The organism is Pseudomonas sp. JZ114 (genome assembly GCF_051027705.1).
Classification (GTDB): domain Bacteria; phylum Pseudomonadota; class Gammaproteobacteria; order Pseudomonadales; family Pseudomonadaceae; genus Chryseomonas; species Chryseomonas luteola.
Genome location: NZ_CP069256.1, coordinates 2424344 through 2448443, shown reverse-complemented (window position 1 = coordinate 2448443; position 24100 = coordinate 2424344). Strand labels below are relative to the sequence as shown.

Sequence of the window (24100 nt, the reverse complement as noted above, 5' to 3'; positions counted from 1 at the left end):
AGTGTCGCAACTTTTGAATTTCGACACGGTCGTGCCCATGCTACGGACTCGCTTAGCACCCCTCGTGCCCCTAAGTTTTATTGCTTTGTTGGCGGCTTGCGCCAACGCTCCACAACAACAAAAGCCTGAACAGGCACAGCTTTCAAAGCCGACCCGGGAACAATCGGCCGCTGTTGAAAGCAAGCAATCGGCTCAGCCAATTCATTGGCTTTCCAGCAAAGCTACCCGTGGGGGTGGTCATGCCTCCCGTCAGCCTTTGAGCTGGGAGCATGAGGTTGGCTCCACGCAGCCGATGCCGACTCTGGCCGATAGCATCCTGACCCGCGCCGAAGAGCTTGTCGGTACGCCTTATCGCACTGGCGGAAGCTCGCTCAAGGGTTTTGACTGCAGTGGCTTCGTCAATTATGTCTTCCGTGAGGAAGCCGGTATCCAGTTGCCACGCTCAACCCGCCAGATCATCAATCTTGATGTACCTGTTGTCAGCAAGAACGACCTGCAGCCAGGCGACATTCTGCTGTTCAATCACAACGGCCGCGGTCGTGTCAGTCATGCAGCCATTTACATGGGCGAGGGGAAGTTCATTCATTCCTCGAGCCATCGCAGTGGCGGTGTTCGTGTAGACAGTCTTGAAGACCATTATTGGAAGGTCAGCTTCCTCGAAGGAAAGCGCATATTGCGCTAACAAGGCGTTGATCGCGTAGCGCGTTCAACGCTGCGCGATCAAGGTGGAATGCAAGAGTGAATGGATTGTCCTATGCCTGCTTTGGCTCGTATCGCACTGACTACTCTGACCATTCTGCTGGCCGCCTGTGCCGGCACTCCGCCGCCTTCTCCGCCTCCTGCGCCAACGCCTGTTTCCAGGGTTCAGCTTGATACCCATTCACAGGCTGCCGATGACGTTCTGTTTCGCGCAATAGGGCTGGTTGGGACGCCTTACCGTTACGGAGGAAACACGCCCGACAGCGGTTTTGATTGCAGTGGCCTGATCAATTTCGTATACCGCGACGTCATGGGGATTCGCTTGCCGCGCTCCACGCGGGAAATGATCACTCTCAACGCGCCTTCTATCTCTCAATCGGCCTTGCAGCCCGGTGACCTGGTCTTCTTTGCAACGGCTGGAGGTAAGCAGGTCAGTCATGCGGGAATCTATGTGGGTGAAGGGCGCTTCGTACACGCGCCCAGTACTGGCGGAACGGTAAGACTAGACAGCCTTAGTACCCGTTACTGGCAGAAGTCCTATCTGGATGCCAAACGTGTACTGGTTACACCTAACCTGGCCAGCAGTGCCGCTGGCGGGCGCCTCTGATACCAGAGGCGCTTTGAACTCCAGGTGGATCGGTTGAATCTGATGGAAACACACATTTTCCTTCCCGTTCATGCCAGACGCGATTCGACTGCCGCCTCAGCCTGACGCCTGCGAACTTTGCGGACGAAAGGCTCCGCTCACTCGGCATCATCTGATTCCCAAGTCTCTGCATGACAAGCCCTACGTGCAAAAGCGCTTTGATCGCATAGAGCGTATTACGGCAACGCTGTGGGTATGTCGTCCGTGCCATAACCACATTCATGCCACGTTTGACGAGAAAGCGTTAGCACTCACCTACAACAGCCGTGAGCGCCTCATGGAGGATGAGCGGATACGAACATTCGTGGAGTGGCTGTCACGAAAGCCGGACGGCTTTGTACCCAAACGGTAACGCTTGGGCGGGTTAGCTAGAATAGTTTGTTTCCCTTCTTTTAATTGACGCTATAACCACGTCCAGCCAGACAGGCTGTCAATGCGCGACGATAATAATCCGTAGTTGCGCTTGGCGGTGCTGCCGTTGCGGTGGCTGGATCAAAGCCACTTTGAGTGACTGCCCAGCTATGGCATTCATATCGATCCCGAGCCTGCTGATCGGGCGTCTGGCCGCGAGCCGGGTAGGCGATGACGTCATAACTTTGTGTACTGACTGTTGTAGGAACAGGTGGTGTTACAACGATATAGCGCTGTTGATCGGCATTCCATGCATAGTAAGTACCTGCAGCCAAAAAGTAGAGTGCACTGCCTATCCAGACCTCCCGCGCAAAGTCTGGTAGCCCGTGCCCATGTCGGGGGCCTGGGTTGAAGGCCGGACCGGCATTGTGTGGAGCACGCCAGTCTGACCCGGGACCAGGCCCGTGAAGCGGCTCTGCCGTAGCAAGACTGGCTATGCCTATAGCTGCGAGGCCAACAACTGTTTTGCTGAGAGAAAAAAGATGCATATGTGCTCCCATGTTGTATGCGCAATCATGGAAAGGCATCCTACCCAGTTGAACTGCAAGAAGTGTTTGGCTTGTGTAAGCAGTACGTAAATTTTGGGCAGGTGACAAGTCTGAGGTTTTGATAATGACCGCCAGGCTTGCTGAATCCGTTTTGGTCCATTTGGCTTGCACACACCGCTTGTGGCCTTTATCTTGGCGAGTCGAATCGCAGCTGTCGTCCCATTGCATCGGGGCAGGTGAAAAATAGAAGAATAGGACGATAGCCGATGGGGTTAGGCCCACCTTTAGGGCGGGCTTTGTGTAAAGCCCTGCCTTTGTTGTTACTCGCCACGCTCAATGGTCCTGTCTGGGCGGGAGAGGGCGCAAGCATTGATGCGAAGCGGGGCGAATACCTGACACAGTTGGGAAACTGTCAGAGCTGCCATACCCGTAAGGACGGCTTGCCCTTCGCCGGTGGCGTAGCCTTTATCACGCCCTTCGGTACGCTTTACTCTACTAACATCACGCCTGAAAACACGACTGGTATCGGTGCCTGGAACGACGACCAGTTTCTCAATGCCATGCATAAAGGCATACGGCCTGATGGCGCACATCTGTACCCGGCGTTTCCCTATACGGCTTACACCCAATTATCCCGTAATGACGTTCTGTCCATCCTTGCGTATCTAAGGTCCCGGCCAAGCGTTGTCTATACGCCGCCTGCCAATGAGCTGCGTTTTCCTTTCGATCAGCGTTGGATCATCAAGGGCTGGAAGCTACTCAATTTCCGTGAAGGCCGTTTCAACGAGGTTTCTTCGAACGAACAGATCAACCGTGGCGCTTATCTGAGCGAGGCGCTAGGGCACTGTGGGGAGTGCCATACGCCCCGTACCTGGAGTCAGGGGCTGGATCGCTCTCTACACTATGCCGGTGCGCGCCAGCAGGGATGGACGGCCTGGAATATCACGTCTGACCTTCGTGGTATCGGTGGCTGGAGTGACGAAAAGCTGATGAATTACTTGCGAAATGGTCATCAGCGTGGGGAGGCGGTAGCGGGCGGACCCATGGCACAGGTTGTCAGCGGTAGCCTGCGGTTTTTGACGGATGAAGACCTGCGGGCCATGGTGGCGTATTTGCGTAGCGTGCCTGCAAAGCCGGGCACCGTACCGACGCATGCCGAAATAAGCGTGAAGCCGGAAGCGCAGGGCAATACAGACGCCGAAGCGTTATTCGTGTCGCTATGCGAGAGCTGTCATCATCCCGATGGACAAGGGCTGGGAGGGCCTTATCCGCGCTCTTTTCCAAATTACTCGGCTGTGCGCGACCCGGATGGAACGAACCTCATTCGTGTCATGCTTGAAGGGATTGAGCGAAAGGGGATGCAGGATGAGGCTTTTATGCCCGGCTATCGCGCATTCTTGAATGATGATCAGATTGCGAGTCTGGCCACTTATATCGGCCACCGGTTCGGTGGCCATACCCATGTGTTTTCGGCTCAGGATGTAGCCCGTCAACGAGAAGCAGGAGCCGGGCAATGACAATCCATCAATTGAATGTCAACGGCGCGGCTTACGAGGTCGATGTCGATCCGCAGGTGCCATTGTTGTATGTGCTGCGCAACGAGCTGGGCATCATGAGCCCTAAATTCGGATGCGGTCTTAGTGAGTGCGGGGCTTGCACGGTTCTGGCAGACGGTCGCCCTGTACGCTCCTGCTGCGTGCCGGTCGGCTCACTGGCAAGTCAGGCTATCGTGACCGTTGAAGGCCTGGGCACACCAGACCGACCACACCCTCTGCAGCAGGCGTTCATCGATGAGCAGGCCGCGCAATGTGGGTATTGCATTCCAGGCATGTTGATGAGTGCACAGGCATTACTCTCTCAAAACACCTCGCCAACCGACGAGCAGGTCAAACGGGCGCTTGTCGGTAATCTGTGTGGATGTGGAACACATACGCGCATCGTCAAGGCAATCCAGCGTGCCGCAGGCGTCATGCGCCAGGGCGAGGAGCGCTTATGACTTTTCTGGTGTCGCGCCGTTGTTTTCTCCAGGGTTTATCCGCTCTGGTGGTAGGGTTCAGCTTTAACGGTGTTCGGGCTGCCGAGCTATTGACGCCTGACCTTTCGGCTGAGCAGATGCAGAAAACCTTGGACGCCAGGCAGCTCGACGCCTGGTTGGCTATTCGCCAGGATGGCCGCGTCATTATCTATAGCGGCAAGGTGGAGCTGGGAACCGGGGTTGAGACCGCATTGCGCCAGATCGTGGCGGATGAATTGTGCGTCTCGTTCGAATCTACTCGTTTGATTCAGGGTGATACACAGTTGACGCCCAACCAGGGCATCACAGCAGGGAGCAAGACGATTCAGGTGGGTGGTGCCCAATTGCGTCAGGCTGCCGCTTCAGCCCGGCATTATCTTTTTAATGAGGGTGCACGTCGCCTGGGGCTCGATACGTCGGTGCTCGATACGGTGGATGGGTGTGTGGTCTACCGAGGCGATCCAACAGGTCGTTATGTTCGTTATTCCGACCTGCTGACGCAGGGTGCCTTTGAACGTTCTGTAGATAAGACTGCTAGTGTTCGAGCAGTCGAAAGCTATCGAGTCGTTGGTCAATCCATACCGCGGGTAGATATTCCTGCCAAAGTCTTCGGTCAGTTTCGTTACGTTCATGACCTAACTGTCCCGGGTATGGTGCATGGGCGGGTGATTCGTCCTCCGATAACGGGTGCCAGCCGTCTGGATGGATTAAAAGTCGAGCACCTTGATGCCAGTGAACTACCGGCAGGCGCGCAACTGGTCTATGAAGGCAACTTCGTGGGTGTGGTTGCAGAACAGGAATGGGTGGCCATGCAGGCTGCCCGTGCGCTCAAAGTGACGTGGAGCTATACCTCCACGTTGCCAAACCCTGGCGATTTGTACGGCCGCTTACGCCATGTGGCCGGCGAGCCTGAGGTGCTGGTCGAGCAGGGAGATGTCATCGAGCATATGGGACAAGCCGCCCAGGTTATTTCGGCTGAGTACCGCTGGCCTTTTCAAAACCACGACTCGATTGGCCCTTCGTGCGCTATTGCCGATGTACGAGCTGGCGCGGCAACCATTTGGTCGGGTACTCAAGGCATTTATCCGTTACGGTCGGCTTTGGCCAATCTGCTAGGCATTGACGAACACGCCGTGCATGTCATTTATAGCCAAGCTTCAGGATGCTATGGACATAATGGGGCAGACGATGTCGCGGGTGATGCTGCGCTGCTGTCCAGGCACTGTGGTCGTCCGGTACGTGTGCAGTGGTCCAGGGCTGACGAGCACGGTTGGAACCCCAAGGGTCCGGCTATGCTGATGCAGCTGCAGGGAGGGATGAACGAATCCGGTGACCTTGTGGCATGGCACTTCCAGAACTGGACGCCTACCCATGTCACCCGGCCCAGCGCCAAGGCGGGAGCTGCCTCTCTGTTGGCCGGACAGCTCTCCCGGGGACTGGCCGTCCAGGGGCCCAACGCGGGGGGAGGCCGTAACGCGCCTACCAGTTATACCCTCGTGAACTGTCGGGTTGAAACGCACTGGATCGACCCCTTGAGTTCGCCGCTACGGCCCTCTGCACTGCGTGGTTTGGGAGCGGTAGCAAACACCTTTGCCAATGAATCCTTCATGGATGAGCTGGCTTGGGCCGTGTCGGTTGATCCCTTGGCGTTTCGACTGCGTTATCTGCAGGATCCTCGCGGCCGTGCCGTGCTTGAAGCGGCCACCCGGCAGGCTCGCTGGACGCCTCGACAGCAGGGTCCTGATCGATGGAAAGGCCAATCCGTCCAGGGCTGCGGGATCAGTTACGTTCAATACGAGAATGAAAATGCCTATGTGGCCGTAGTCGCCGATGTGGATGTCAGCTCAGCCGGAGTAAGGGTCAGACGCGTGACGGTTGCCCATGATTGCGGGCTCATCATCAACCCGGACGGTGTTAGGAATCAGATTGAGGGGAATGTGATTCAGGCGATCGCCCGTACACTCAAGCAGGAAGTGACGTTCAACCCTACCGGTGTGACCAGTCTTGAGTGGGGAGCCTATCCCGTGCTGGCCTTTCATGAAGTACCAGAGATTGACATCGTCTTGCTCGATCAGCCGGACCAGCCTTCTGTTGGGGCAGGTGAAGCAACGTCTGCTGCAGTGCCTGCCGCTATTGCCAACGCGGTATTCGATGCGACAGGGTTACGGCTGCGGCAGGTACCTCTGACAAGAGCGCGCCTGACCAATGCCATGCACGCATAAGCCTTCTTACTGCTGACCGCCGGGCACCAGGACCTCATGGCGATCCGTCTCCAGTGCCTGCTCTTCTGCCTTCCAGGTCAGGTTGAAGCGCTCGGCAACCGTAAAGCGCTTGTCGATGAAGTCCCAGCGCTCTACCTCAACGCATTTGGTTTCACCGTTGCCTACGATCAGTCGATTGAAGGAGTTGGGTGCACTGCCACGTACGCGAGAGGAGAGCGTCGTGCCTGCCTGCACAATCCATATCTCTCGGGAAAGCTCAGGGTACTGGCCGCTTAGAGGAAGAACATAAGGGAGGTGGATATGGCCACCCATTACCAAGTCTAGGCCGGCGTCAGCCCAGGCGGTAAGCGCATCTCCTGCGCCGCCCTGCAGATTGCTCAAGTCACTCAGAACCATGGCGCCAAAGGGTTGATGTGCTACAACGATGCGCAGCTTTTCCTTTGAGGTCTTGTTCAAGCGGTCGACGACGCGTTGAATCTGCTCGGATGTAACCGCTCCGTCCTTGCGCCGCTTGGGGTGCGTAGTGTTCAACCCAATGACCAGAAGATGTTCATCTTCATAGGTAGGCTCAAGGTCGCTTCCAAAATGACGCTGGTAGTTGGCATAGGGCGTCATGAAGCGGGCAAAGAGGTTATAAAGCGGAATGTCGTGGTTGCCTGGTATTACCAGGGTAGCTGGAATGCCATATTTCTCAAGACGCTGCACGTAAGCCAGCCCGGCTTCGAACTGCTTGTCACGGGCTCGCTGTGTGATATCTCCTGAAAGAATCAGCAAGTCGGCGCCATGTTCACGTACGTGATCTTCCAGCGCATCAAGTACGGGTTGTTGTTCGGTACCGAAGTGAGTATCGGAGATTTGCAGAATCGTTGTCATGGGAAATGCATGCTGTCAGTGTGAAGTTACGACGCTAATGGGCGGCGAGAATTCGATTGTCTGGCCTGATTTAACGGTTAAGAGGCTGTAAGTGGTTAGGCAATTCCACTTGCATGGGCGTCTTGAGTTAGCCGTTATTCGTTTAAACGTTCAAACGGCATTATCGATGAAAAACGACACCAATGTCCCTTCGCATGGGGCAAGGAAAAATATGTGACGTTTTTATCCAAAAACTTGCAGACAGTTTCTCATCATTGAGCAGTAATCTGCTGCCGCTGCTTGTCCCTATCAACGATTAGCAGTACTTCATGGCTCACGATTTAACACATCACGGGCGTTTTAGACGTCATCGCTTCCCGGATTTTGGTCTGGTTACAAACCTGATTACTGATTTCTCACCAGAATGTGCGGGTACCTTCAAACAGGAGGCGTCTGCAGGTTAATGGAAGCGCATCGCTATGAATCAAGCGTGGAAGATTGAGGTAGAAGGGCGCGCTTAACGAGGCGTTGCGCCGTGGGATAATTGCGCTGGGTTGGCCCAAGCTGGGCGATCTACGGGCTTATCCGGATGAAAAGGCAATCAAGATCAAGCTTTCCGAGTATACGACCCAGCATAGTGAGTCAATGTTGGACACGTGGGCGTCGGCGCTCAAGACGCTAACCCACGACATTAGGGTAGGCGATGCCTTAGTCGTGTATGACCATAGGACGCGTCAGTACTGGCTGGGACATGTTACAGGTGGGTACAGCTATGATCCGCGTGAATGCGAGGAGTGGCCCAACCTGAGACAAGTCAGGTGGTATGCACAGATTCCCCGTGCGCAGCTCAGCGTCAAGGCGCGCAATGCATTGAGTGCGGTGCAGGGCTGTCAGTTGCGCCAGGAAATTTGGCAGCAGCTCGACTCACTCAGCCGTGGTGATTTTCAGCCGGGCGAGCAGGAGGCCGACACTATCCTGAGTGTTCGACAGGATATGGAAGCACAGGCTCGCGAACTGATTGCTGATCGGCTCGATCGTCTTTCCGAGGCGCAGATCATCCAGCTGGTATCCGGTCTGGTACGCGCCATGGGATTTATCACCAAACAGCCTCCTGCGTCCAACGGCAGCCTGGCTATCGAGGCTTCCCTGGATGGCCTGGGTCTGCATCCCCCTCATGTAAAGGTCCAGGTTCAGCATCGTCAAGGTGCCGTAGGCGGTGAGACTTTGCGAGAGCTTCTGAACTGTCTGAAGGCTGACGACAAGGGTATTTTTGTCAGTACATGCGGCTTCAGCCAGGAGGCTATCTATGAGGCCGAGCGCGCCGGTCAATTGGTGGCTCTGATGGACATGGATCAGTTAGTCGACATGCTTCTGGTGCATTACGAGTCTCTGGATCTGGAGCTGAAATCTCTGATTCCCTTGACGCGAATCTACTGGCCAGCCTCCTGAACGCAGCAGAAATAAAAAAGCCCCGGCACTGGCCGGGGCTTTTCACGATGGCCTGTTACTCTTCAAAGTGCCAGGCATCGTAGAGTTCGCTGGCAGAAGCGCTTGCCACTTCCTTGCGTGCCTTGAGCCAATCGGTCAGGGCCTGACGGTCTTCCTCGGTGGGCGAGCCGTAGCGCTTGTTTGCCATGATAGTGCCTTCGATCCAGGTTTCGCCGAAGCCACCCATGTAGTCCAGGTTACGGGACTCGACGAAATCGACGAAATCGCTCAGCAGCGCTTCTAGCGCTTCGTCTTCAAGCGATTCCTTGAAATCAGCCTTGAGCTCGAATGCCAGTTCCTGGAACTCGCCCAGATAGAGCTTCTTGCGGATACGGCGCTTCATGCGGCTAAGACGGGGATCGTTGGCAGTAGATTCGGACATAGGGAGACCTGTAGCTCGATAACTTCATGGCCAGCCAAAGGGTTTGACTGGATGGAAAGCGGCGCATTATCACCAGCTTCAGCCAGCATGGCTATCAAATATGATAGCGCGGTGACGATAAAGCGAAATGAATCTGTCGCGCCGGTGGATTTTCTGCGCAAAGATTTATCCCCATTTGCCATGACTTTCGTTGACGCTCCCAGGGCTTGCCCGTAACCTGCGCGTCTGCTTGAGGTGCCTCGTGACATGGGTCGACGAGGTGAAACAGGGAAGCCGGTAGCAAGCCGGCGCTGCCCCCGCAACGGTAGGTGAGTTGAACGTCGCACAGGCCACTGGACAGCTGTCTGGGAAGGCGCGGCGGAGGAGTTTTTTCCGCTCACGAGCCCGGAGACCGGCCTCAGGCGTTACACGGCAATGCGGAGGGCATTGATCGTCGCACAGGGCTAATGGCGTTGTGCGTCGTTGCCTCGTCTGTATCCTTGCGGAGCAGATCTTTCCGTTCGCCTCAGCCCTTGCCTGAAGGAGAGCGTCATGAGTGATACCCCGGAAACCCCCACCTCGTTACCTGTCGATGATGCGCGAAATGAGCGCCACCGTGAGCGAATGGTCCGTAAGAAAGCTGTCATGGACGAGCGGATCGCCAATGCACAGAATGAGCGAGGCTTGCTGCTGGTACACACCGGTATCGGCAAGGGCAAGAGCAGCTCTGCCTTTGGCATGGTGGCCCGAGCCTTGGGGCATGGACTGAAAGTGGGCGTCGTACAGTTCATCAAGGGACGCGTCAGTACCGGTGAGCAGATGTTCTTCCAGCGGTTCCCCGAGGAGGTCCGTTACCATGTGATGGGCCAGGGATTCACGTGGGAGACCCAGGATCGTCAACGGGACATCGAAAACGCTGCCAGTGCCTGGGCTGTGGCCAAAGCATTATTGAGTGATCCTGAAATAGCACTCGTAGTGCTTGATGAACTGAATATCGCATTCAAGCATGGCTACCTGAAAGTTGAAGACGTGCTGGCGGATATCGAGGCGCGTCCGGTCTCCCAACACGTTGTCGTAACGGGGCGCGGTGCACCGCAGGCGCTGATCGATGCGGCTGATACCGTCAGTGAAATGGGCTTGGTCAAGCATGCCTTCCAGAGCGGCATTCGCGCCCAGAAAGGAATCGAATTTTGAACCTGCATGATCATCGTCGGTGTCCGGCGCTCCTGGTTGCTGCGCCGGCCTCCGGCCAGGGCAAGACCAGTGTAACGGCAGCCCTGGCACGTCTGCATACAAGACAGGGCCGCAAGGTCCGTGTATTCAAGTGCGGCCCGGACTTTCTCGATCCCATGATCCTGGCCCGTGCGAGCGGTGCGCCGGTGTACCAGCTTGACTTGTGGATGGTAGGGGAAGAAGAAAGTCGCCGGCTGCTATGGGAAGCGGCAGGCGAAGCTGATCTGATCCTTATCGAAGGCGTCATGGGGCTGTTTGACGGCACGCCGTCTAGTGCGGACCTGGCACGTCGCTTCAATGTGCCGGTACTGGGTATTATTGAGGCGACCGGCATGGCGCAGACCTTTGGGGCATTAGCCTACGGTCTTGCACATTATCAGGCGGATCTGCCCTTTGCTGGCGTACTGGCCAATCGTGGCTCCAGCGCCCGGCAGACCGAGCTGCTCAAGGCCAGTTTGCCAAGCGGTATGCGCTGGTTTGGTGCCTTGCCGCGCAACTCGGGTATCGAGTTGCCGAGCCGGCATCTTGGGCTGATCCAGGCTGACGAGTTGTCGGATCTGGATGCACGTCTGGACGCTGCGGCCGATGCCATTGCTGCCAGTGCCGATACCTCACTACCGGAGCCTGTGCTGTTTCAGGCCCCTATGAAGAAGAGCGTCGAACCGCTGCTGGCTGATGTGCGCATCGGGGTTGCACGCGACGCGGCACTGTCGTTTCTGTATCAGGCGAACCTTGATCTTCTACGCGCTATGGGCGCTGAGATTCGGCATTTTTCAGTGTTGCAGGACCAGCAGTTACCGGAAGTAGACAGTCTCTACTTGCCGGGCGGTTATCCTGAATTACATATTCAACAGCTGTCTGGAAATACCGCCATGCAGTCTGCTATTCGGGCGCATCATGCCGCAGGCAAGCCCATTCTGGCCGAATGCGGGGGGATGCTCTATCTGCTGGAGCGCCTGGCTGACAAGACAGGCGAGCAGGGCGAGATGGTTGGACTTCTCGAAGGGGAAGCTACCTTGCAGCCACGTCTTACTGCACTGGCGCTGCAAAGCGTTGCCTTCGATAGCGGCACCTTGCGTGGCCATACGTATCATCACTCATCCTTGGAATCGCCACTGGCTCCAACGTTGCGTGGTATCTGCCCCAATGGCAAGGCCACGGCGGAGTCGGTGTTCCAACAGGGCCGCCTGACTGCCAGCTACATTCACTTCTACATGCCATCCGCCCCCGAAACGGCGGCTGCCCTGCTAGCACCATGAATCCTCACGCCTTTCCTTCCGCCGAGCAGGCCGGCGTCTATCGTGCTATCGCCGAACGACGTGACATGCGTCATTTCAGTGGCGGCCATGTACCGGAGGATCAGCTGCGGCGGCTGTTGAGCGCTGCTCATCAAGCGCCAAGCGTAGGCCTCATGCAGCCATGGCGCTTCATGCGCATTACTGATCAGGAGCTGCGTGCCGAGCTTTACCGGCTGGTCGAGTCCGAGCGTGTCTGCACGGCAGAGGCGCTGGGTGAGCGTAGCGATGAGTTCATGCGGCTCAAGGTGGAGGGCATAAAGGAGTGTGCCGAGCTGCTGGTGGCTGCCCTCATGGAGGGGCGAGAAGCCCATATCTTCGGACGCCGTACGCTGCCTGAAATGGACGTGGCATCGCTGTCTTGTGCGATCCAGAATCTATGGTTGTCCGCCCGGGCGGAGGGGCTTGGGATGGGGTGGGTTTCGCTGTTCGACCCGGCTGCGGTGGCTGAACTGCTGGGGATGCCTGAAGGCAGCAAGCCGCTGGCCATCCTGTGTCTTGGGCCTGTCGAGGCCTTCTACAATCAGCCCATGCTGGTCGAGGAGGGTTGGCGAACGGCTCGCCCGTTGGATGAGCTCGTGTTTGAAAACCGCTGGGGTTCTGTCAAGGAGACTGAAAAGACATGATTCTGGCCCTGACCACCTTTTTAGGTGTGCTGCTGGATACGATACTGGGCGAGCCTCGACGTTGGCATCCTCTGGTGGGATTTGGTCGGTGGGCAAACGCGCTGGAGCGCCGTTTCAATCCAGGCGGTGGCGGCTGGCGCAGTCACGGGCTGACGGCCTGGTGCATGGCTGTACTACCGTGGGTCGTCTTGGTAGCGCTACTCGATCAGATTCCCTACGTAGGCTGGCTGGTTGAGGCGCTGGCGCTGTACTTCACGCTTGGCCTTAAAAGCTTGGGCGAGCATGCCAAGCCCATCGCGCTGGCGCTACGGCGTAATAACCTGGAGGAGGCGCGGCGGCGTGTTGGCTATGTGGTCAGCCGGGAAACCCGTGAGCTGGATGAAGAGGCTGTCGCGCGGGCAGGTACAGAATCCGTACTGGAAAACGGAAGCGACGCTGTTTTTGCGGCTCTCTTCTGGTTTGTCCTGTTAGGCGCCCCGGGTGTTGTTCTATACCGCTTGGCCAATACGCTGGATGCCATGTGGGGCTATCGCAATACCCGCTTCGAACGCTTTGGCTGGGCGGCTGCACGCATAGATGATGGGCTCAATTACGTGCCGGCGCGTCTGGTGGCATTGACGTATGCACTGTTGGGTAACTTTGGCTCCGCTCTGCATTGCTGGCGAACACAGGCGCCTCGTTGGGACAGTCCCAATGCCGGTCCGGTCATGGCGGCGGGCGCCGGTGCGCTGGGCGTGACACTGGGTGGTCCAGCGCGCTATCACGGCGAGCTACATGATCGGCCTATTCTGGGATTGGGGCCTGCACCCACAGCGCACAGTATCGATATGGCAATGCTGCTCGTCCGTCGGGGCGTCATACTCTGGGTGGCAGTTATCGTGCTGGGAGGCGTGATCAGTGCTTGAGCATGGCGGACGTCTGCGCAAGGCTGCGCAGCGTTATGGTATCGCGTTGGAGGATTGGCTGGACCTGTCGACAGGGCTTGCGCCTATGCCCTGGCCAATACCCCACATACCGTTATCAGCCTGGGCGCGTCTGCCCGAGACAAACGACGGCCTGGAGGAGGCTGCTACTTGTTACTACAGGGCTCCACGGGTGCTGCCTGCTGCCGGCTCGCAGGCGGCCATCCAGGCTCTCCCCACACTTCGTCCTGAGGGGCGAATAGGCGTATTGGCACCCTGCTACGCTGAACACGAGCAGGCCTGGGAGCGAGCAGGGCATTGTGTTGTACCCCTGTCACTGGGCAATGTAGACGCAACGCTGAGCACGCTTGACGTCCTGGTGCTGGTCAACCCGAACAATCCTACCGGACAGCTTATCGAGCCTGAGCGGCTGCTCCGCTGGCATGCCAATCTGATTCACCGGGGTGGTTGGCTAGTCGTGGATGAGGCGTTCATGGATCTCTCTCCCGCATACAGTCTGGCTTCATGGACGGATCGGCCAGGATTGATCGTACTGCGGTCCTTCGGGAAATTCTTCGGTCTTGCAGGCGTCCGGCTGGGCTTTGTGCTGGCTGAGGCGAACTTGCTGGAGCGACTGGACGATGTTTTGGGCCCTTGGACAGTCAGTGGTCCAGCTCGGGCCGTGGCACGTGAAATTCTGCTCGATGAGCGTGGTCATGACCGGCAGCGCAAGAGGCTTGCGACGGCAGGGCAGCGCCTGGCTGATATATTGACCGCTCACGAGCTGGTCCCTGATGGCGGGTGCGGTCTGTTTCAATGGTTGTCTCGACCCGATGCTGAGGCGCTTCATGAGTTCCTGGCCAGACGAGCCATCCTCACGCGTTTTTTCCCTTCAATAGCGGGCATCCGCTTTGGTCTTCCCGGTGATGAAGCCGGGTGGACGCGACTCACCCTGGCTTTGCAGGCATACAAGGATTCCTTATGACAACCGTGATGGTGCAGGGCACCACCTCCGATGCCGGCAAGAGCACCTTGGTCGCCGGTTTATGCCGCTGGCTCAAACGCCAGGGAGTGGCTGTCGTACCGTTCAAACCACAAAACATGGCTCTCAACAGTGCCGTCACGGCAGACCATGGTGAGATAGGGCGCGCCCAGGCTGTACAGGCCCAAGCCTGTGGAATCGCGCCGCATACAGATATGAATCCCGTGTTGCTCAAACCCAATACGGACATCGGCGCACAGGTCATTATTCATGGTCGTGCAGTGGCTACGATGGATGCCAAGACCTATCACGGCTACAAGCGTATCGCTCGCGAGGCGGTGCTGGAATCCCATGCGCGTCTGGCCGGCCGATACGAGGTGATCATGGTGGAAGGAGCAGGCTCGCCCGCAGAGATCAACCTGCGTGAAGGCGATATTGCCAACATGGGGTTTGCCGAGCGCGTGGACTGCCCGGTTATCCTGATCGCTGATATCGACCGGGGCGGTGTCTTCGCCCATCTCGTGGGCACGCTAGAGCTTCTTAGCGAGTCGGAGCAGCAGCGTGTCGCAGGTTTCGTCATCAACCGTTTCCGCGGCGATATTGCATTGCTCAAGCCGGGCCTGGACTGGCTGGAAGCGCGGACGGGCAAGCCGGTGCTGGGTGTTCTGCCTTACTTGCACGACCTGCATCTCGAAGCCGAAGATGCGGTCGATACGCGACAGATCGCCAAGCGGGACGAGGTTATCCGAGTGGTGGTGCCGGTGTTTCCACGCATCAGCAACCACACTGACTTCGATCCGTTAAGGCTGCATCCCCAAGTCGAAATCAGTTTTGTAAGACAAGGTCAGGCGCTACCGCCTTGCGACCTGATCATTCTTCCTGGGTCAAAAAGCGTGCGAGGCGATCTGGCCTTCATGCGCAAACAGGGGTGGGATACTGATATCCAACGGCATCTCCGTTATGGAGGACGCGTGCTGGGTATTTGTGGCGGCTATCAGATGCTGGGCCGTACCGTAAGTGACCCGCTCGGGTTGGAAGGTGATCCAGGTGACAGCACAGGTTTGGGCGTGCTCGACATGAACACCGAGCTGGCCGCTGAAAAACAACTCCGTAATGTCGCGGGGTGCCTGGCGGCTACCCGGTCTGCCGTAACAGGGTACGAGATTCATGCGGGAGTCACCGAAGGGACCGCCTTGGAGCGACCTGCCATTATCCTGGATGATGGTCGCTGCGATGGCGCACTGAGCGAAGACGGGCTGATCATGGGAACCTACCTGCATGGGTTGTTCGAGTCGCCTGATGCGTGCACCGCCTTGTTGCGCTGGGCGGGGCTGACTACTCCTGAGCGTGTCGACTACCATGCTTTGCGCGAGCGCGATCTCGAACGGCTGGCGGACTTGGTCGACCAGCATCTGGACACCGCGAAATTGCGTGCTTTATGTGGAATAAACCAATGAAGGAATTGATTCTGGGGGGCGCGCGTTCGGGCAAGAGTCGCCTTGCAGAAAAATTGGCCACTGACTCAGGTCTGGATGTCATCTACATTGCGACGGCCCAGGCCTGGGACAGCGAAATGCGTACCCGAATTGCCCAGCATGCCGACCGCCGCCCCGTTGAGTGGAGATTGGTGGAAGAGCCTCTTTATCTAGCTGCGGTGCTGCGAGCTCATGCTTCGGCTGAGCGCTGTCTTCTGGTGGATTGCCTGACCCTCTGGCTGACCAATCTTCTAATGGCAGAGGATGCCACTATGCTTGCCCGGGAGCGAGCGGCCTTGCTGGAAGCCCTATCCGAACTACCAGGCCATATCATTCTGGTCAGCAACGAAACTGGCATGGGAGTAGTGCCGCTGGGTGAGCTAACCCGGCGCTATGTCGATGAGGCGGGCTGGCTGCACCAGGCGCTGGCCGAGCAATGTGATCGTGTTGTGTTGACCGTGGCAGGTTTGCCAATGACGCTCAAAGGAGCTTCTTTATGACGCAGTACTGGTGGCAGGCACCCTGTCAGCCATTGGATGAGCGGGCCCGCCAGTTGGCGACGGCCCGCCAGGCGCAGCTTACCAAGCCGCGTGGCGCACTCGGGCTGCTGGAGCAGGTTGCGATTGATCTGGCGGCGATGCAGGGATGTGAACGGCCTGTTATCGAGCACGTGGCAATCAGTGTCTTCGCAGGGGATCACGGTGTGGTGGAGGAAGGGGTGTCGGCCTATCCTCAGGCGGTGACAGGCGAAATGCTGCGCAACTTTGTTGGCGGTGGCGCTGCCATCAGCGTTCTGGCGCGTTCGCTCAAGGCTCCGCTGGAGGTCATTAATCTGGGAACCGCTGAGCCAATGGAGGCGTTGCCAGGCGTTATTGATCGTCCTCTTGGTCCAGGTACGGCCAACTTTACTCGCGAGCCGGCCATGACTGTTGCTCAATGCGAGGCAGCTCTGCAGGCAGGACGAGACAGCGTCCAGAAAACCAAGGCAAGTGGCGCTCAGCTGTTTATCGGTGGTGAGATGGGGATTGGCAACACTACGGCGGCTAGCGCTATGGCTTGTGCATTGCTGGAAGCTTCACCCCTCGCGATGACGGGGCCGGGAACCGGACTCGATGCAGATGGCATCGCCTTGAAGGTCGCGGTTATCCAGCGTGGTCTGCTACGCCATGCGGAGTCATTGAGTAACCCGCTAAAGGTGTTGCGCCGTCTGGGTGGCTTCGAGATTGCCGCGTTGACCGGCGCTTACCTTGCCTGCATGCAGGAGGGGGTTCCGGCATTGGTCGATGGGTTCATCAGCTCTGTTGCCGCCTTGTGCGCCGTACGAATGAGCCCCACCGGGCGGGAGTGGCTGCTGTTTGCTCACAGCGGAGCCGAGCCGGGCCATGCACTTGTGCTTGAAGCACTCAACGCTCAGCCGCTGATTGAGCTGGGGCTGCGTCTGGGGGAGGGAAGCGGTGCGGCATTGGCGGTGCCCTTGCTTCAGTTGGCGTGTCGCCTGCATGGCGAAATGGCGACCTTTGCCGAGGCCAGCGTATCGGATCGCCCGGCATGAGCCTGTTTCTGTTGAGACATGGTGAGACACAAGGGCCGGGTGGTTTTCGGGGGCGTCTGGATCATCCGCTTTCGGAGCAGGGCTGGTCCAGTATGCAGGCCGCGGTCCAGGCATTACCGTCATGGGAGTTGATTATCAGCTCACCCCTTGAGCGGTGCCGAGCCTTTGCTGAGTGGCTGGCAGGTAGGCAGGGGGTAGAGTGCAAACTTGAGCCTGACCTGCGCGAGTTGGACTTTGGCGATTGGGAGGGGCGTACCGCTGCCGAACTGATGGAGGGTCAGGCTGATGCCCTAGGCCAGTTCTGGGCTGATCCCTACAGTTTTACGCCGCCCCATGGAGAGCCGGTGGCCACGTTCGAACAGCGTGTCCTAGGCGCCATGGAGCGTATAGTCAGGCGTACAGCGGATACGAGCGCGCTAGTGGTAACCCATGGCGGCGTTATCCGGTTGTTGCTGGCTCGGCAGCAGGGGCTACCTCGTAAGGATCTGCTTCAAGTAGAAGTTCCTTATGCCAGTCTTCATGCTTTTGAGGCGTCTGCCTTGAGCGACACGTACCCACCATGCTGCCCTTCCTGATTGCCCTGCAGTTCTTGACTCGTCTGCCGGTACGCCTGCCCGGCATGCCTCCACCCGAGAAAACCGGTGAGTCTTTATTGTGGTACCCCATGGTAGGCGTGCTGGTGGGTACCATTTTATGGCTGCTTGGCAACCTGCTCGGGCAAGCGGCTCCGGTATTGCAGGCCGCTATTGTTCTAGCTGTATGGGTCGCGCTGACCGGTGCGCTGCATCTGGATGGCCTGGCGGACACGGCAGATGCCTGGGTCGGTGGCTTTGGTGACCGTGAACGCACCCTGACAATCATGAAGGACCCTCGCTCCGGCCCGATGGCGGTCGTTGCGGTGATCATTGTGCTCTTGCTCAAGTTCGCGGCGCTTTTCGTACTGCTTGAGCACCACCAGTTGGATGCCGTCCTCCTAGTTCCCTGGCTTGCGCGAGTTGCGCTGCCTGGGCTGCTACTCGTGACCCCTTACGCAAGGCCGGGAGGCTTGGGTCAGGTGCTGGTCGATCACATGCCGAAGCGGTTGCTGCGCCTTGTACTGGCCGCCCATGTCATCGTCATGTTGCTCGTGATACGAGAAAGCCTGATCGCTTTGCTGATGGCAGTGCTGCTCTTTCTGTGGCTTCGTCGAGCATTCATGACACGCCTGGGCGGGACTACTGGCGATACGGCGGGTGCGCTGGTCGAGTTGCTTGAGTGCGGTGTTCTGGTTGCGTTAGCCCTGACGAGTACCTGAATAAAAACGCCGCCTCAAGGGCGGCGTTTTTCATACGTGTCTATCAGAAGCGATAGCTGACCTGAGCGGCCAAGCCATGGGCGCTGTTTTCAACCTTGGCACTGTAGGCCGGCTGCAAAGCAGTCGCTTCACGATTGATTGAGGCCTTGTCTTCCCACAGGTAGGCATAGGCAACATCAACGGTCAGATCAGGCGAAGGAGACCAGCCTGCACCAATCGATACGGTCTTGCGATTACCCACCGGAATACGCACGTTGCGGTATTCGTTGTCGGTTGGCGACGGATCGATTGCGAAACCAGTGCGCAGTACCCATTGGGGGTTCAGCTGATAGGAAGCGCCGATGGCATAGGACCAAGTGTCGTGCCATTTGAGTTCTTCATCCACTGTGCCAAGGACATTGCCCAGAGTAGGTACTGTAGGTGTTCCACTGTTTTGTACTTCCAGCTTGTCCAGACGGCTCCAGCGGGTCCAGGTTGCGCCACCGTATAGTGTCCAGCGATCGTCAAGCTTGTAAGTAAAGGATGTATCCAGCGATTCAGGGGTAGTGATATCCAGCTCGGCATCGTACTTGCCATTCAGCGGGCTGATCAGACGATTGACGACGGGAGATAGACTGGACACGCCACTGGCCTTGGTATGGCCTTCCAACTTGTATTTCACTTTGGAGTGGTAGGTGACCCCGACCGCTAACTGATCCGTTACATCGGCCAGCACGCCAATGTTGTAGCCCAGCGCAACATCATCGCCCTTGATTTTAACTTCCGCATCACCGCCGCCCAAGGGCGCAAGGGACAAGTTGCTTTCCAGCTTGCCTGCTATTCGGTTGATCGTAGGGCCAAAGCCAACGGATACGCGGTCATTGATCTTGTAGCTCAGCGTTGGTTGGACTGTAATGACCTCAACCTTGCTGTACGATCCGTGATAACGACCCTGGAAACTATTTTCATAGTCACTGATCAGCGCGTAGGGTACATAGATACCCAGACCAAAGTGCCAATCATCATTAAGTGGTGTTACAACGTAGCCGAACGGAACGGCGGATGTTGGCACCATATCCCCTTCGTTGGTGCCACGCGCATTCGAACGCACATTACTAAAATCGCTACTGGCATCAATTACGGCCGCTCCGCCGCTGATTTCAGTACGCTTGAGCTTGGACATGCCAGCCGGGTTACCAAAAACGGTCGAAGCATCCAATGCAGAGGACGAACGACCGGCAAAGGAAGTCCCCATGCCACTGGCGCTTTGCTCGTTGATGGCAATGCCGTTGGCAAGGCTAAGGCTAGAAAAACTGGCGACAGCCAGCGCAATTGCTGTTTTCAACCCTGTTGTTTTCATTGTTAGCGCAACTCCAGAAGATGACGCGGGCGGAAACTATCAGAACGGTGACCTTTTACCAACAGCCACGACGAGCGTATCGCTCAAAAAAGGTTTTAACAGTCTATTGGCCGTTATTCAAAAAAGACTACCGGGTCATACTCAGGCTACCTGGTTCCACGTCTCGCTGCAGCGCTGCCAGGCCATGTGAAAGTCGTGAAGACGGCCTCTAGGATTGAAAACCTTACGCCATAACCGGGCCTGCCCCTGATGGTCGTCAGGCTCCGGTAAGGGCAGGCGTGATTCTTCGATCATGAGCCAGGCGATTGCTGTGGCATAACGAAGGTTGACGGTCAGCTCCAGATGAGGCGCCCCGAAAAAGGCATGTTGACTGGCGAGGCCTCGGACAAGGCTGGCCAGCTCAGGGTCGCGGGCCAGATAGTAATCCCAGAGGGCGGCATGCCGTTCGGCGGAAATTCGGTAAATACCGTGGTATTGCTGTGTTTCAAGCGTGGCGCCTAGCGCAGACTGCGTGGCGGCGGTGGCCAGCAGCATGGCCTCTGCTGCCAGGGAATAGCGGTCTAGATAGACCAGGGTGGGACGAATAACATACTGACTCAATTCGCATGCAGCGATTCCCATGGCTACCTCATCACTAAGACAATGACCCGCTCGAGTCGAATGCCTGGTCGGTTGATGTTGTTTTCGTGTAGCCCCGACTTCTCTTGACGTTAGGCCTTGAACTTCAAGTTTAGCTTTAAGTTTCGCACGTAAACCTAAGCCCTTAGACGATTTTGAAGTTTTCATCCCTGCCCATATTCCGCTTGGTCACGTTAGACTCATGCCGCCAGGTTCGGATGGCGGTCGCCTCGGCAGGCTGGTGCCTGTCTGGTCATGCCGTGCAGCCTGCCCTATGTTCTAAGACAACGAAGCGCCTCAAATGTGGCAAATCGGGACGCTTGATAAGCATTAAGCGGCTTAATCTGGGCCTTTGATCTGCCTGAATGCTTCAGGATGGATATACTTCCGGTAACAGTACTGGAGGATTTACGTGGCTCTTGCTATCCAATGGCTCAAAGACGATGCCAGCCTTGCTCGACAATGCGCGTTCTGGCGCACCTTGCCCTTCATCGTGCTCGACACCGAGTTCATGCGGGTCGATACCTTCTATCCCATTGCGGGCCTCCTTCAGGTCGGCGACGGGCAGGGCGCTTTTCTGATCGACCCATTGACGATCAGTGACTGGGCGCCGTTGTCTGGGCTGTTGGAAGACAAGCAGGTCACAAAAGTCCTTCATGCCTGCAGTGAGGACCTTGAGGTTCTGCTCAAGCTGACCGGAAGCCTCCCCGAGCCGCTATTCGATACGCAGCTGGCGGCTGCCTATTTGGGGTTGGGTCATTCGATGGGATATTCGCGTCTGGTACACGAACTGTTAGGTATCGCCTTGCCCAAGGACGAGACACGCTCGGACTGGCTTCAGCGCCCACTGACGGAGCTACAAGAGCGCTATGCCGCGGCTGACGTGGAGCATCTGGCGGAATTGTATCTGGCGTTGTCTGAGCGCCTGGATCAGACGAAGCGGGGATGGCTCTTGGAAGATGGCCGTGAGCTGGTAGCCAACCTTAAGCAGGAGTCGGACCCCTATCAGGCGTATAAAGATGTCAAGCTGGGCTGGCGCCTGTCGCGTCAGCAGCTGGCTGTGCTAAGGGCCATCTGTGCGTGGCGCGAGCAGGAGGCAAGGTTATGTAACCAGCCTCGCAATCGTATTGTGCGCGAGCGCTCCCTGTGGCCTCTGGCGCGACTTCAGCCCAAGGACAAGGTCGCGCTGGCCCGTATCGATGACATGCATCCTCGTACTGTACGTCAATACGGCGATCACCTGATCGAGCTGATCAGCGAGGCCGCCAAGACGTCTCCGGATCAATGGCCTGAGCCGTTATCCGAGCCGCTGCCTCCGGAAATCTCGCCGATTCTGAAGGACCTTCGTCTCATTGGCCAGAGTGAAGCTGAGCGCCTGACCATGGCGCCTGAACTCATGCTGCGAAAGAAAGTACTGGAAGCCTTGATCAAGAGTGGCTGGCCGGATGGTCAATATGTTTTACCCGACACGCTGCGCGGATGGCGCCGCGAGTTGATGGGGCAGGCCTTGCTGGATCGCCTAGCTGCCTTGCGAACCTGATGTTATCCGGAGTACCCATGAAACGAATCTGTTCCATTTACAAAAGCCCGCGCAAAAGCGAAATGTACCTCTACGTCGACAAGCGTGACGGGCTTGCTCGCGTACCAGAAGGGTTGATTGCAGCCTTTGGTACCCCTCAGCTTACGTTTGAATTCGTTCTTACGCCGGAACGACAGCTGGAGCGCGAAGACACTGCAAAGGTTTTGGAAAATTTGGAGAAGCAGGGTTATCACCTGCAGATGCCACCACCTCAGGAGGAGTACATTGAGCATCTGCCTGAGCATTTGCTGCGTATGAACGACCCCATGTAACGCGACAGTCATCACCATTGCTTGTCAAGGAAAGACCAGATCATGCGTTTCTTGTTGTTGGAAGACAGTTATCAGGACTATTTCACCGCGTTGCATGGGTTGGACGCCTCTCTGGAAATAGTCGGAGGTAATGATCCGGAAAAGGTGGCAGGCGTGGCTGCCGAGTGCCAGATCTGGCTAGGGCAGCCAGATCTCGTCGCAAAGCTTCTGGATCAGGGGCTCAAGCCCTCATGGGTTCAGTCCACCTGGGCGGGCATCCGGCCGCTACTGGCCTCCGGGTTAACACAGGACTATGTGCTCACGCGCGCAGTGGGCGTGTTCGGGCAGCTGATGAGCGAGTATGTGCTCGGCTATCTGCTTGCCCATGAGCGATGTCTCTTGGAGCGCGCTCGAAAACAGGCGGATCGACTTTGGGAAGCCTGCACCCCCGGCTCGCTGGCAGGGCGACGTGTTCTGATTGTCGGGGCCGGTGACATTGGCCAGGATGTAGCACGCTTTCTAGCGCCTTTTGGAGTTGAGCTCTACGGTATTGCCAGAAGCCCGCGCGCACTGCCCGGCTTTCTTGACGTGCATGGTCTTGAGGACCTGAGTCGTGAGGCCTCGAAAGCTAACTACCTCATCAACCTTTTACCTGACACTTCGCATACGCGTGATCTCTATACGCTTGACCTGTTCAAACAACTGAAGCCTTCGGCACTGTTCGTAAATGCAGGACGTGGCACTGCCGTTGTGGATGCCGATCTGGTAACAGCATTGGAGCAGAAATACCTGGCCGGCGCCGTGCTCGATGTTTTTCGAGAGGAGCCGCTGCCTAAGACTCATGCGTTCTGGTCGGCGCCTGGACTGATCATTACCAGCCATACCGCGGCAGTGTCTTCGCCCCCTTATATTGCCCGACTCTTTCTTGAAAACCTGAGCCGCTACCGCAATGGAGAGGCATTGAAAGGGCAGGTGGATTTCAAGCAAGGGTATTGATTGCGTGCAGAGCCGGCCTATTCGTAAGCCGGCTCTGTGGCGGCATTAGCCGAGAGTGTAAGGGCCTTCGGCAGCCAACTCTTCGACTGGCCGACGTGGGCTAGGCAGCTCACGGGCCTGTAATTTCTCAGACAAAGACGACTTGTCGCCCAGCTTGCCAATGGCAATTGCCATTTCGATCTTGAGATCGGTGGGTACTTTCAGCTCCTGACGAATTAGGTCGTACTCGATACCTGCCATCCCGTGGGTATGAAAGCCCAGCTTGCCAGCCTGTAGCGACATGAAGCCCCAGGCTGCGCCGGTATCAAAACTATGGCTACCCAGCGGAACCTCATCGCTACCGCCGGGCGGTACGAAGGTGGTCTTGGACAAGACGATGACCAACGCCGCAGCATGTTGTGCCCAGCTACGGTTATATTCACTGATCAGCTTGAGAAAGGTATCCCAGTGCGCAGAGCCACGGCGAGCATAGAGGAAGCGCCAGGGCTGAGCATTGTAGGCCGAGGGCGCCCAGCGAGCGGCCTCGAAGATACTCATCAACTGGTTTTCTTCTATAGCGGCATCACTGAAGGCGCGGGGAGACCACCGTTGGACGAATTGCGGGTCGACTTCATACTGCGGAACACGAGTGCTAGCGGTCATGTGACGTCCTATGCAGGTAAAGTGTTACGCGTCGCCCTGGTTCGGCCTGAAGGAAATGATATGAGGCACGCCATGCAGAAGCCATCATCCTGACTTCAGCCATTCTGGCCGCGGATGCTGTTTCGCCTGCGCATG

26 protein-coding genes and 1 riboswitch are annotated in these 24100 nt (G+C 57.3%); of the genes, 20 read left to right on the top strand and 6 right to left on the bottom strand.

All coding sequences use genetic code 11. The features are described from left to right. Positions 1–64: 64 nt before the first annotated feature. The 3 genes from JQR90_RS11370 (at position 65) to JQR90_RS11360 (ending at position 1697) form a co-directional block, all read left to right on the top strand. Entirely contained in the window at positions 65–682 is a 618-nt protein-coding gene (locus JQR90_RS11370) for a C40 family peptidase (RefSeq protein ID WP_371106361.1), read from the top strand. A gap of 72 nt (positions 683–754) precedes the next feature. Next, complete coding sequence (locus tag JQR90_RS11365) at positions 755–1306, top strand: C40 family peptidase (RefSeq protein WP_434140014.1); 552 nt, start codon at positions 755–757, stop codon at positions 1304–1306. A gap of 70 nt (positions 1307–1376) precedes the next feature. Next, the gene (locus JQR90_RS11360; protein ID WP_010794746.1) at positions 1377–1697 is read left to right on the top strand and encodes a hypothetical protein; all 321 of its coding nucleotides are present in this window, start codon (positions 1377–1379) and stop codon (positions 1695–1697) included. A gap of 40 nt (positions 1698–1737) precedes the next feature. On the opposite strand, the gene JQR90_RS11355 is transcribed toward JQR90_RS11360, so the two are convergent. Further along, complete coding sequence (locus JQR90_RS11355) at positions 1738–2244, bottom strand: hypothetical protein (protein ID WP_112297836.1); 507 nt, start codon at positions 2242–2244, stop codon at positions 1738–1740. A 314-nt stretch (positions 2245–2558) separates the two neighbouring features. Here JQR90_RS11355 and JQR90_RS11350 point away from each other — a divergent pair, with 314 nt between their 5' ends. Genes JQR90_RS11350 through JQR90_RS11340 form a run of 3 tightly spaced genes read left to right on the top strand, consistent with a single transcriptional unit; the run spans position 2559 to position 6480 of the window. Next, positions 2559–3761 carry a c-type cytochrome gene (locus tag JQR90_RS11350; protein WP_230382247.1) on the top strand — a complete coding sequence of 401 codons (1203 nt, stop codon included), beginning with the start codon at positions 2559–2561 and terminating at the stop codon, positions 3759–3761. Beyond that, positions 3758–4240 carry a (2Fe-2S)-binding protein gene (locus JQR90_RS11345; RefSeq protein ID WP_010794743.1) on the top strand — a complete coding sequence of 161 codons (483 nt, stop codon included), beginning with the start codon at positions 3758–3760 and terminating at the stop codon, positions 4238–4240. The genes JQR90_RS11350 and JQR90_RS11345 overlap by 4 nt, the downstream gene beginning before the upstream one ends. After that, the gene (locus JQR90_RS11340) at positions 4237–6480 is read left to right on the top strand and encodes a molybdopterin cofactor-binding domain-containing protein (protein WP_434140013.1); all 2244 of its coding nucleotides are present in this window, start codon (positions 4237–4239) and stop codon (positions 6478–6480) included. Before JQR90_RS11345 ends, JQR90_RS11340 begins: the two co-directional genes overlap by 4 nt. A 6-nt stretch (positions 6481–6486) precedes the next feature. Here the strand turns inward: JQR90_RS11340 and JQR90_RS11335 are convergent, their stop codons facing one another. Further along, positions 6487–7353 (bottom strand): metallophosphoesterase family protein, encoded by an 867-nt coding sequence (locus tag JQR90_RS11335; protein WP_010794741.1) that lies wholly within the window; start codon positions 7351–7353, stop codon positions 6487–6489. A gap of 507 nt (positions 7354–7860) precedes the next feature. On the opposite strand from JQR90_RS11335, the gene JQR90_RS11330 reads away from it, so the two are divergent. Next, on the top strand, positions 7861–8781 hold the full coding sequence (locus JQR90_RS11330) for a restriction endonuclease (protein ID WP_434140012.1): 921 nt from the start codon (positions 7861–7863) through the stop codon (positions 8779–8781). A 55-nt stretch (positions 8782–8836) separates the two neighbouring features. Here the strand turns inward: JQR90_RS11330 and JQR90_RS11325 are convergent, their stop codons facing one another. Beyond that, entirely contained in the window at positions 8837–9202 is a 366-nt protein-coding gene (locus JQR90_RS11325) for a YggL family protein (RefSeq protein ID WP_010794739.1), read from the bottom strand. A 215-nt stretch (positions 9203–9417) separates the two neighbouring features. Beyond that, a riboswitch (cobalamin riboswitch) is annotated at positions 9418–9616 on the top strand. 117 nt (positions 9617–9733) lie between these two features. Here JQR90_RS11325 and cobO point away from each other — a divergent pair. Genes cobO through JQR90_RS11275 form a run of 10 tightly spaced genes read left to right on the top strand, consistent with a single transcriptional unit; the run spans position 9734 to position 18540 of the window. Then, positions 9734–10375, top strand: coding sequence for a cob(I)yrinic acid a,c-diamide adenosyltransferase (gene cobO, locus JQR90_RS11320; RefSeq protein ID WP_010794738.1), 642 nt, complete (start codon positions 9734–9736; stop codon positions 10373–10375). Next, positions 10372–11673 (top strand): cobyrinate a,c-diamide synthase, encoded by a 1302-nt coding sequence (locus JQR90_RS11315; RefSeq protein ID WP_181123686.1) that lies wholly within the window; start codon positions 10372–10374, stop codon positions 11671–11673. Before cobO ends, JQR90_RS11315 begins: the two co-directional genes overlap by 4 nt. After that, a complete protein-coding gene (bluB, locus tag JQR90_RS11310) occupies positions 11670–12335 on the top strand; it encodes a 5,6-dimethylbenzimidazole synthase (RefSeq protein WP_313548816.1) in 666 nt (221 codons plus the stop codon). Before JQR90_RS11315 ends, bluB begins: the two co-directional genes overlap by 4 nt. Next, entirely contained in the window at positions 12332–13240 is a 909-nt protein-coding gene (gene cbiB / locus JQR90_RS11305) for an adenosylcobinamide-phosphate synthase CbiB (RefSeq protein WP_434140011.1), read from the top strand. The genes bluB and cbiB overlap by 4 nt, the downstream gene beginning before the upstream one ends. Beyond that, positions 13233–14222: a threonine-phosphate decarboxylase CobD gene (gene cobD, locus JQR90_RS11300; RefSeq protein ID WP_434140010.1), complete on the top strand. Its 990-nt coding sequence runs from the start codon at positions 13233–13235 to the stop codon at positions 14220–14222. Before cbiB ends, cobD begins: the two co-directional genes overlap by 8 nt. After that, a complete protein-coding gene (locus JQR90_RS11295) occupies positions 14219–15676 on the top strand; it encodes a cobyric acid synthase (protein ID WP_434140009.1) in 1458 nt (485 codons plus the stop codon). The genes cobD and JQR90_RS11295 overlap by 4 nt, the downstream gene beginning before the upstream one ends. Further along, the gene (cobU, locus tag JQR90_RS11290) at positions 15673–16194 is read left to right on the top strand and encodes a bifunctional adenosylcobinamide kinase/adenosylcobinamide-phosphate guanylyltransferase (protein WP_434140008.1); all 522 of its coding nucleotides are present in this window, start codon (positions 15673–15675) and stop codon (positions 16192–16194) included. The genes JQR90_RS11295 and cobU overlap by 4 nt, the downstream gene beginning before the upstream one ends. Continuing rightward, a complete protein-coding gene (gene cobT, locus JQR90_RS11285) occupies positions 16191–17246 on the top strand; it encodes a nicotinate-nucleotide--dimethylbenzimidazole phosphoribosyltransferase (protein ID WP_434140007.1) in 1056 nt (351 codons plus the stop codon). The genes cobU and cobT overlap by 4 nt, the downstream gene beginning before the upstream one ends. Beyond that, positions 17243–17821, top strand: a complete 579-nt coding sequence (cobC, locus tag JQR90_RS11280; protein WP_434140006.1) for an alpha-ribazole phosphatase — start codon at positions 17243–17245, stop codon at positions 17819–17821. Before cobT ends, cobC begins: the two co-directional genes overlap by 4 nt. Continuing rightward, positions 17806–18540 (top strand): adenosylcobinamide-GDP ribazoletransferase, encoded by a 735-nt coding sequence (locus JQR90_RS11275; protein ID WP_010794729.1) that lies wholly within the window; start codon positions 17806–17808, stop codon positions 18538–18540. The genes cobC and JQR90_RS11275 overlap by 16 nt, the downstream gene beginning before the upstream one ends. A gap of 43 nt (positions 18541–18583) precedes the next feature. On the opposite strand, the gene JQR90_RS11270 is transcribed toward JQR90_RS11275, so the two are convergent. Both JQR90_RS11270 and JQR90_RS11265 read right to left on the bottom strand, forming a co-directional pair. Beyond that, entirely contained in the window at positions 18584–19879 is a 1296-nt protein-coding gene (locus JQR90_RS11270; protein ID WP_010794728.1) for an outer membrane protein transport protein, read from the bottom strand. A gap of 141 nt (positions 19880–20020) precedes the next feature. After that, positions 20021–20500 carry a hypothetical protein gene (locus tag JQR90_RS11265; RefSeq protein ID WP_010794727.1) on the bottom strand — a complete coding sequence of 160 codons (480 nt, stop codon included), beginning with the start codon at positions 20498–20500 and terminating at the stop codon, positions 20021–20023. A 409-nt stretch (positions 20501–20909) separates the two neighbouring features. On the opposite strand from JQR90_RS11265, the gene rnd reads away from it, so the two are divergent. Genes rnd through JQR90_RS11250 form a run of 3 tightly spaced genes read left to right on the top strand, consistent with a single transcriptional unit; the run spans position 20910 to position 23323 of the window. Further along, on the top strand, positions 20910–22037 hold the full coding sequence (gene rnd / locus JQR90_RS11260; protein WP_010794726.1) for a ribonuclease D: 1128 nt from the start codon (positions 20910–20912) through the stop codon (positions 22035–22037). A gap of 17 nt (positions 22038–22054) precedes the next feature. Further along, entirely contained in the window at positions 22055–22348 is a 294-nt protein-coding gene (locus tag JQR90_RS11255) for a YcgL domain-containing protein (protein WP_010794725.1), read from the top strand. A gap of 42 nt (positions 22349–22390) precedes the next feature. After that, a complete protein-coding gene (locus JQR90_RS11250) occupies positions 22391–23323 on the top strand; it encodes a D-2-hydroxyacid dehydrogenase (RefSeq protein WP_010794724.1) in 933 nt (310 codons plus the stop codon). 45 nt (positions 23324–23368) lie between these two features. Here the strand turns inward: JQR90_RS11250 and JQR90_RS11245 are convergent, their stop codons facing one another. Then, complete coding sequence (locus tag JQR90_RS11245) at positions 23369–23965, bottom strand: nitroreductase family protein (protein ID WP_010794723.1); 597 nt, start codon at positions 23963–23965, stop codon at positions 23369–23371. Positions 23966–24100: the final 135 nt, after the last annotated feature.